The 8,359-nt window shown below is 54.4% G+C and carries 8 protein-coding genes and 1 pseudogene; 5 read left to right on the forward strand and 4 right to left on the reverse strand.

What is annotated here, in order from left to right; all coding sequences use genetic code 11:
* Positions 1-183: 183 nt before the first annotated feature.
* The 3 genes from AC13DD_RS06075 to AC13DD_RS06085 are packed head-to-tail and all read right to left on the reverse strand — an operon-like array spanning position 184 to position 3,140.
* The gene (locus AC13DD_RS06075; protein WP_286811052.1) at positions 184-1,014 is read right to left on the reverse strand and encodes an ABC transporter permease; all 831 of its coding nucleotides are present in this window, start codon (positions 1,012-1,014) and stop codon (positions 184-186) included.
* On the reverse strand, positions 1,011-2,273 hold the full coding sequence (locus AC13DD_RS06080; RefSeq protein WP_482930986.1) for an ABC transporter substrate-binding protein: 1,263 nt from the start codon (positions 2,271-2,273) through the stop codon (positions 1,011-1,013). The genes AC13DD_RS06075 and AC13DD_RS06080 overlap by 4 nt, the downstream gene beginning before the upstream one ends.
* Before the next feature lie 30 nt (positions 2,274-2,303).
* Positions 2,304-3,140 (reverse strand): ABC transporter ATP-binding protein, encoded by an 837-nt coding sequence (locus tag AC13DD_RS06085; protein ID WP_286811055.1) that lies wholly within the window; start codon positions 3,138-3,140, stop codon positions 2,304-2,306.
* Positions 3,141-3,963: 823 nt separating this feature from the next.
* On the opposite strand from AC13DD_RS06085, the gene istA reads away from it, so the two are divergent.
* The 4 genes from istA (at position 3,964) to AC13DD_RS06105 (ending at position 7,516) form a co-directional block, all read left to right on the forward strand.
* The gene (istA, locus tag AC13DD_RS06090; protein WP_273085791.1) at positions 3,964-5,505 is read left to right on the forward strand and encodes an IS21 family transposase; all 1,542 of its coding nucleotides are present in this window, start codon (positions 3,964-3,966) and stop codon (positions 5,503-5,505) included.
* A gap of 9 nt (positions 5,506-5,514) precedes the next feature.
* On the forward strand, positions 5,515-6,255 hold the full coding sequence (gene istB / locus AC13DD_RS06095; RefSeq protein ID WP_053113077.1) for an IS21-like element helper ATPase IstB: 741 nt from the start codon (positions 5,515-5,517) through the stop codon (positions 6,253-6,255).
* A 241-nt stretch (positions 6,256-6,496) separates the two neighbouring features.
* Positions 6,497-6,688, forward strand: coding sequence for a hypothetical protein (locus AC13DD_RS06100; RefSeq protein WP_286811056.1), 192 nt, complete (start codon positions 6,497-6,499; stop codon positions 6,686-6,688).
* Between the two features lie 21 nt (positions 6,689-6,709).
* Positions 6,710-7,516 carry a hypothetical protein gene (locus AC13DD_RS06105; protein ID WP_286811057.1) on the forward strand — a complete coding sequence of 269 codons (807 nt, stop codon included), beginning with the start codon at positions 6,710-6,712 and terminating at the stop codon, positions 7,514-7,516.
* Positions 7,517-7,736: 220 nt separating this feature from the next.
* Here the strand turns inward: AC13DD_RS06105 and AC13DD_RS06110 are convergent, their stop codons facing one another.
* Positions 7,737-7,952 carry an antitoxin Xre/MbcA/ParS toxin-binding domain-containing protein gene (locus AC13DD_RS06110; RefSeq protein ID WP_286811058.1) on the reverse strand — a complete coding sequence of 72 codons (216 nt, stop codon included), beginning with the start codon at positions 7,950-7,952 and terminating at the stop codon, positions 7,737-7,739.
* Between the two features lie 106 nt (positions 7,953-8,058).
* Between AC13DD_RS06110 and AC13DD_RS06115 the strand changes: the two are divergent.
* Positions 8,059-8,359, forward strand: a pseudogene (locus AC13DD_RS06115) (transposase); the annotation flags it as partial.

Here is an 8,359-nt window from a genome sequence, read left to right on the forward strand (position 1 = left end):
GACACCCTTGCCGTCCGGCTAGTGGTTCCCCTTGCCGGGTCCACAGGGGACTTGCACCCCCAAGTCATCCGGCCAGCACCACCTGTACCGGAACAGCGCCCGTCAAGGCGCTACGCGCCATGCCTGGCGCACAACAAAAAAGGCAGGCCTCGAACGGCCTGCCTTGTGGAAGGGGCGTCTCGGTTATTCAACGTGCCAATTGAATCGTTTGATCAAAAAATTACAGATCGAGTCGAGACCATATCCGATGATGCCGATAACCACCACGATGGCCGCCAGGGTATCGTAGGAAAGCGTGTCCCGGGCATCATTGATTGCATAGCCAAGACCGCTGGTTACACCGAGATACTCGGCAGGCACAAGCACCACCCAGGCTACACCGACGGCCAGTCTGATACCGGCAAGAACATCACTCATGATGGCCGGAAGAATGATTCGGCGCAGCATATGGAAGCCGGACGCGCCAAGATTTCTTGCCACTTTGAACCAACTGGGATCAATCCTTCTCACCCCATGTGCGGTGGAAAAAATGATCGGCCAGACTGCCGCCATAACAATCAAGAACACGATAGCCGAATCCCATGTGGGAAAGGCAAGGACGGCAATAGGCATCCATGCGAGCGGGCTAATCATTCGAAGGAACTGAAAAGGCACATTAGCCACTTTCATCGCATTGCCAATGTAGCCAATCAAAACGCCCACCGGCACACCGATTACGATGCCCCAGAACAGACCGTAGAGAATCCGGTATAGGCTTGAAAAGATCGTGGGCCATATTTCACCACTGGCAACCAATCCATATAGAGCATGAAAAGTAGGAGCTGGAGCGAAATTGGCAAAGGCCCACATGTCCGGGTCATTGGCCACGAGATAGCCCCCTAACCACCATGCGGCCAGCAGGCTCGTTATACCAAGAGCCGGGAAGCGGAGCGCGACGAACAAATTCACCAATGGTCGAAGCCACTTAAACCCGAGAGGCTGCGCTTTCATGGCAGGGGAAATTTCCGTGCTCATAGCTTAACCACCTCTTCCCGATCAAACGGGTTGTCAGCATTGAAGCCAGGCGCCTGCTTCCAGCCCGGATGTTTGTCCATGGCGGCCTTGACAAACTTGTAGTCCACAAGATCATTCACAACAAAGTCGGGGTCCAGATTCTGCAGGAAGGTTGTGTCGCCACCAACCAGGGTGCGCTTCAGCTCATTGATAATGAGCTTGGTAGCCGAAGGAAACGGCCAAGGCTGGAAATCTATGCGCCCACTGCCCCACTCCGCATTCTGAATGGCTTCTGGGTCAGCGTAGCTTTCCTCGTCATACAACGTCATGGCCTGCTCAACAATGTTGGCATCCATCGGCAGATAACCCTCTCCATCCTTGGATAGCAGGTGCGCAACTTCCTTTTTGTTCTGCTGGGAATAGATCTGGGCTTTAACAATGGCGTTCATTACCTTCTGAGTCCAGGTCGGATTGGCATTGACCTGATTCTCGTTCATGCAAACCACGCAGCAGGGGTGATTGCGCCAGATATCACCTGTGAATCGCAGCATCTTCCCGCCTGCCAGCATTTCGCCCACAGCATTGAAGGGCTCGGCCACAATGAAAGCGTCTATCTTGCGCGCTGCCAGAGCCGGGGGCATATCGGGTGGCGGCATGATCTGAAGGTTGACCTCGTTAGCTGCGATAGGGTCACCCTGCGACTTGATAACCGGAGTAAGTCCTGCATGGCGTAACCCCATCTGCAGGACGATGTTATGCATGGAATACCAATACGGAACTGCCACCTGCTTGCCACCAAGATCGGAAAAGCTCTTGGCATCGGTATGGCGACCGACGACCAGACCCGAGCCGTTCAGATGCGCCCAGGACATGATCTTCACCGGAAAATTATTGTTGTAGCGCATCCAGATAGGAATTGGCTTGAGGAAGTGAACAAGGTTGAATTTGCCAGCGGCGAAGCCCTCGACAAGGGGCGACCATCCACGTATCAGTGTGGGACGCTCTGTCTTTAGACCCTCCTCTTCAAAAAATCCTTTCGCATGGGCGACAAGCAAAACGGTCGCATCCGTGATGGGAAGGTAACCGATCCGTACAACCTCATCGGCAGGAGGCTGGACATTGCCCCAGGCGGCGGTACTGGCGGACATACCGAATGCAGCCGCCAAACCTCCGAGAGCGAGGCTATCGAGCATGAAATCCCGTCGGCTCATTTCATGTTCCTGGAGATATTCCTGTTCCGATTGATCGGTCGAAGAATTTTTCTGCGTGGGCTTTCTCATAGCATTTTCCTTTAACTGGGGAAATCGGTTTCAAGCAGCGCTGTTGGCTTTCGATTCAGTTTTTGTCTTCGACCGGTTCTCTTCCCGACCGGACATGCCCGTGTCAGTGCCTTTGAATTGATGCATCAGCTCATCGCGCAAGTGCTGGAATCCAACGTCCATGTGTCGGCGCGGCCACGGTAGGTCTACCTTCAGTTCGCTGACAATTCTCCCGGGATTTTGAGACATCACCAGAACGCGATCCGCCATCGTAATGGCTTCGTCTATGTCGTGGGTTACAGTCACCATGGTGATGCCCCGTTCGCGACAAATGGTTGGCACCTCTTCCTGCAATGCAGAGCGCGTGAAGGCATCAAGGGCAGAGAAAGGCTCATCAAGGAGAAGCACGTCGGGGTCTGTGGCCAGTGATCGGGCCAGCGCAACTCTTTGCTGTTGGCCACCAGAAAGGCTTTGAACATTTGCCTTTTTCTTATCATGCAGGCCTACCATATCAAGAAGTGGCTCAACCTGTTCAGCAGCCTCGCTCTTGGAATGGCCAGCGAAAAGAAGTCCTAGAGACGCGTTTTCCTGGACGGTCATCCAGGGATACAAAGAGGCTTTCTGGAACATCATGTTCCACTTGGCGCTCGGAGAGGAAATCTGCTGGCCATTAACTCTGACGCAGCCTTCAGAAGGGATTAGGAGGCCAGCCAGCATATGAAGGAGCGTTGATTTACCGCAACCACTACGGCCGATTAGCGCGGTCATTTCACCCGATTCCATTCGGGCATCTATGTCTTTCAGGGTCGGCGCTGCAGAAGGCGTAAACCGGTGGGTGACGAAGTCGATAGAAAGTGATGCGCCCATGTTTTGCTCCAATTCATACAAATATTTCTATGAATCAAAGCAGCATGCATGCCATCCAACCCAAATGGTTGGAAATCAGCTAATTGGTTACCGCATTAGCGGTTTTCTATAGGCCTCCAAATTTGCCAATGTCGGACAATGACACTTTTAGCTGGCCATTGTTCAGTGTTTTCATCTGCTTTTGGAAAACGGCGTTGTCCCGCCTTTGACTTAAAGATATAAAGCAAAATTTTTACGAATCAGAAAGGCTCCTGTATCGGAGGCTTGCCATACAGATTTCTATGTGCCGCCTTACTATTAGAATTTTCCAAAGGGAATTCAGGGGAAGGAAAGGTAGCTCCAAGAAAGAGGGAAAATGGGCCGAAACTCCACCGGAGGGTTTGAGTGTCTGCTTTTGTTTAGCTGGGCCCGGAGTAGGCCCTGGTCGCAAAGCGAACATTCAGATCGACCACAAAGCAGTCCTTTTCAGATAGGGGCTTACCCAATCCGCTATTCGGAAACAAAGCACGCAGAGGTCGCTTCCCTGCCCTTGTTGATCGTGCGGCCGGCCGACAACTTGAATATTGGCCAGCTGGGCGACTACACTCCGCCCACAGAAGTCCAACTCATGAGCCACCCAAATGCATATTCCGGCCCATCATGAACACCCATTCCGGACGAACGTGAACACCTATTCTGGTTCAACGTGAACAGTCATTCTGGTCGAAGATGAACACTTTTCGGAAATTTCCGGAATCGGTGTTCACCATGCCGGAATCGGTGTTCACGTTCAACCAGAATCCTTCTTAACGCATTGTTTATTCAACCGCTTGCTACTCTGGTTCTTTTTTTGGGAATCAGGGTCATGGCAGCAAAGAGAATTCCAATGCGCAAAATAAGAGAAGTGCTTCGCCTGAGGCTGGAAGCCGGGCTTTCGATCCGGCAAATCAGCGCCAGCACCAAGACCAGTGTCGGGGCTATCCAGAAGCTCCTGACCCGAGCCCAGGCTTTAGAGATCACCTGGCCCTTACCCGAGGATCTGGACGATGGCCGCCTGGCGGCCATGCTCTATCCCGGTGCTGACCCCACCAGCTCCAGCCGCTATCAGGTACCGGACTGGTTGACCGTCCATCAGAGCCTCAAACACAAGGGCGTTACCAAGCAACTGCTATGGGAGGAATACACCGCCCAATCCCCCAATCGCTGTTACAGCTATTCTCAATACTGTGACCGCTTCCGGCACTGGCAAAAGCAGCAAAGGCGCTCTATGCGCCAGATCCACAAGGCCGGTGAAAAGTGCTTCATTGACTACTGTGGCCCCACCGTTCCGATCATTAACCCGCAAACCGGCGAAATCCGCACGGCCCAGGTGTTTGTCGCCGTGCTGGGGGCTTCGAATTACACCTATGCGGAGGCCACCTGGAGCCAGGGCTTGCAGGACTGGTTGATGAGTCACGTGCGCACCTTTGAGTTTTTTGCGGGTGTTCCGGAGATGATTATCCCCGATAATCTGCGTAGCGGTGTCAACAAAGCCTGTCGGTACGATCCGGACCTGAATCCCAGCTACCAGCAACTGGCGGCGCACTACCAGGTCGCGGTGCTGCCTGCGCGGCCCTACAAGCCCAAGGATAAATCCAAGGCGGAGGTGGGTGTACAGGTTGTTGAACGCTGGATACTGGCGCGGTTGCGCCACCACACCTTCTTCACCCTGGCCGACCTGAATCAGTGCATCCGGTCCCTGCTGGACGACCTGAACAGCCGACCATTCCGAGCGCTGCCAGGCAACCGGAAGGAGGCCTTCAAGACGCTCGACCAGCCAGCCCTGAAGGCGCTACCCAAACACCCCTATGAGTACGTCGAGATCCGGCGTTGCCGGGTCAACATCGATTACCACATCGAGTTCAGCCAGCACCACTACTCGGTGCCGCACCAGTATGTGGGCGAGCAGGTGGACCTCCACGCCAGTGAGCGACTGGTACAGATCTACTTCCGGCAACGACAGATCGCCAGCCACCCACGCAGTCATCAGTACGGCATCACGACCGAGTCAGGGCACATGCCCACCCGCCATCAAAAACAACAACAGTGGTCCCCCGGCCGGCTTAAGAACTGGGCCCGGGACATCGGGCCGGACACCCTGATCTGGGTCAGTGACCGACTGGATGAGCGGGAGCATCCGGAGCAGGCCTACCGGGTCTGTCTTGGGCTACTCAATCTGAGCAAGGAATATCCCAGCGAGCGCCTTAACGCCGGTTGCCGCATTGCCAACCGCGAAGGCCTGGACCGGCTGAAACACATCAAGGCCATTCTCCGGAGCAACCGGGACAAGTTGCCCGAACAACTGCCCTTGCACACAGAACTGCCCCAGCACCACGAGAACATCCGTGGCCCGAAGAGCTTCCACTAGGATACCCGCATGAACACCTTGCAAACCCTGACACGATTGAGAGATCTGAAGCTCGGCGGCATGGCTGCCGCCCTGGAACATCAACAAAACCAGCCGGGAACTTATGACGAGCTGTCGTTCACCGAACGCCTGGAGCTGTTGCTCGACCGGGAGTTCCAGACCCGGGATCACCGCAAGCAGGATCGCCTGGTGCGTCAGGCCCGCTTCAAACTCCGGGCCTCGGTTCAGGACATCGACTACCAGCACCCACGCAATCTGAAGAAAACACAGGTAGCCCAACTGGCCCAGACAGACTGGCTCGAACGGGGTCAGAACCTGTTGATTACCGGCCCTTGCGGCAGCGGCAAAACCTATCTGGGTTGCGCCGTGGGGCATCAGGCCTGCCTCAACGGCCTCAGCACCCGGTATTACCGGATCTCCCGATTACTGCTGGAACTGACCCAGGCCAAGGCCGATGGCACCTACCAGAAAACCCTCAGCCAACTAGCCAAAGTAAAGCTGCTGATCCTGGACGACTGGGGGCTGGAAGCTCTGAAACCTGCACACCGGAACGACCTGATGGAGATCATGGATGACCGTCACGGCACTCACTCGACCATGATCATCAGCCAGCTACCCACCGATCAGTGGTACGCCGCCATCGGCGATAACACTCTGGCGGACGCCATTCTGGATCGGTTGATGCACAACGCTCACCGCTGGGCTCTGAAAGGGGAATCGATGAGAAAGCGACTTCAGGAAATTGACTGAACGTGAACACCCAGGGTACAAACTCCGGTGGGTGATGCGTTAAGAAAAAAGGTGTTCACGTTCAGCCAGAATGGGCGTTCACGTTCGCCGGAATATGCACCAAAACCGCGTAAGACGAAAGCAACGCCGCTGATTGGTTTCATGGGATTGTATTAGCTGGCGTAGCCGCGTGTGATCCATTCATGCAATACGCGGGAAAATATGCTGTAATGCAGTCAAATAACAGTGAATAGGAGGCGGTATGTCTCTATTGAGTATGTTCTTCAGTGAAGAAGACCGGAAACTTCACCAGATGCTGAAAGACCACCCTAACCCGGATATGCACGTGGTTGGCGATGGCACAGTCCGTCTGGACCCCAAGAAGATTCGTGAGTCCGCGGAGTACAAGGCGTTCTCAAAAAAAATGAAAGAGTTTGCCGAAACCGCAAGTTGATCCACGTCCAGGGAGGGCCGGGTGCTTTTTCTTCTGATTTTTCCGGTCCTCGTGGCTGGCTACCGAGCCAGCCTGATCCATCCCGTAGAACGCCTAGCTAACGCCCGCCACCAAGGCCAACGACTGTACCTATCCAGCGCCACCATGGGTCTGAAGTGCTTTGCGTTAGCGGGGGTGGTTGTCTATTGCCTGCACCAGTTTTTGCCTGACACCGTCCATCTTTGGGGCTGGCGCCTTCCCCTGTCACTGGCCAACTTTATCGGCAAGTCCATTACCATGATGGGCGTCGCCTCTACCGAAGTAGCGATGAATTGGGCTTGGTTTATTTTGCTGAGCGTTGCCACCTGGTTTGCCGGTGACCTGTTGAGGCTCTGGGCGTACCTTTGGCAAGCGTTGTGGCATGGCACCTGGCACATTAAGGTGCCGGTTACCGGGAAGTTGCTGGCGGACTCCCCGATGGATTATCTGCTGTTCAAGGCCATGCATGACAAAAAGGCGGTCATGTTGTCCATGAACGATCGTAAAGTTTACGTTGGTTATATTGCGGCGTGCGCGGAACCCTCCCAGAACGGTGGCGCCTACCAAGAAGTTACTTTGGTTCCAATGATGAGTGGCTACCGCGACGAGAAAACCCTCAAGGTGAACATCACCACCTACTACGAAGAAGCCGATGAGTCCGTTGAGCTCATTGTGCGCCAGGACGCTATCCTTTCCGCCGGTGAGTTCATATGGGAGGCTTTTAAAAAGCTTCAGCCCAAGAAACCGGCTCCCAAGCGAGTCCGGATTCAACGCCACGGTATGAACCCGCAGGCGGACATTCAGCGTTAGTAGCACCGCTCAGCTTACGTAGAAGGATTGGGGCTCAACACAAGCCCCGCTTAATGGCGTGGAAGACAGGGAATGTCGAAGAATCGTGTTGCACTGCTTTTGCTCGTGGTCATCCTCGCGTTAACCAATGTCGCCCTCATGTGGGGCTCTGGACCTTCCAACTTTCGCGAGTGCTTAAAGCCCACCTCTTAGACTGCTCAAAAGCTCGAATAATCATCGTCTATGAGACAGCGCCCTGCTCCCACTTTTTAATCAAATGCCGAATTTTTAGGAGGCCCGCTTCAGTGCACAGCAGCGCGACCGGCGCTTGATTATCTAGAGCGCGAACCGGAGATGACAACCATAGTTCAGCGGTCGCTATATCACCCTCGTACAGATCAAGAACCTCACGATAGACCTGCTCTCTCAACTCAGCTAAAGCTTGCTCTCTATTCATATCAATACTCCAGCCACTGATCTTTTAACCTGACCGACTGACCTGCTCCCCTCTAGCTTAACCGTTTTCAGCTTAGTAATGTTCATCACAGCAGAGGACGATCAACATGAAAAAGCGATTTTCAGAAGACCAGATCATCAGCATTTTGAAGGAAGCCGAAGCCGGCCTGGCGGTGAAAGACCTGTGCCGCAAGTACAACATTTCTGACGCCACGTTCTACACGTGGCGCAAGAAGTTCGGCGGCATGGAGGTTTCAGAGGCACGCGGGTTGAAGACTGTCGAGGATGAGAATGCCAGGCTCAAGAAGCTGCTGGCTGAGTCTCTTCTGGACAACGAGGCCCTGAAGGCGGCCCTCAACCGAAAGTACTGACCGTCGAGAACAAGCGCGAGGCCGTGCGGGCGATGCA

The organism is Marinobacter sp. L-13 (genome assembly GCF_056857715.1).

Coding starts and splice junctions, on each gene's coding strand:
- AC13DD_RS06075 (WP_286811052.1), bottom strand. CDS start 1,014: ATGAGCACGGAAATTTCCCCTGCCATGAAAGCGCAGCCTCTCGGGTTT.
- AC13DD_RS06080 (WP_482930986.1), bottom strand. CDS start 2,273: ATGAGAAAGCCCACGCAGAAAAATTCTTCGACCGATCAATCGGAACAG.
- istA (WP_273085791.1), top strand. CDS start 3,964: ATGGCAGCAAAGAGAATTCCAATGCGCAAAATAAGAGAAGTGCTTCGC.
- istB (WP_053113077.1), top strand. CDS start 5,515: ATGAACACCTTGCAAACCCTGACACGATTGAGAGATCTGAAGCTCGGC.
- AC13DD_RS06100 (WP_286811056.1), top strand. CDS start 6,497: ATGTCTCTATTGAGTATGTTCTTCAGTGAAGAAGACCGGAAACTTCAC.
- AC13DD_RS06110 (WP_286811058.1), bottom strand. CDS start 7,952: ATGAATAGAGAGCAAGCTTTAGCTGAGTTGAGAGAGCAGGTCTATCGT.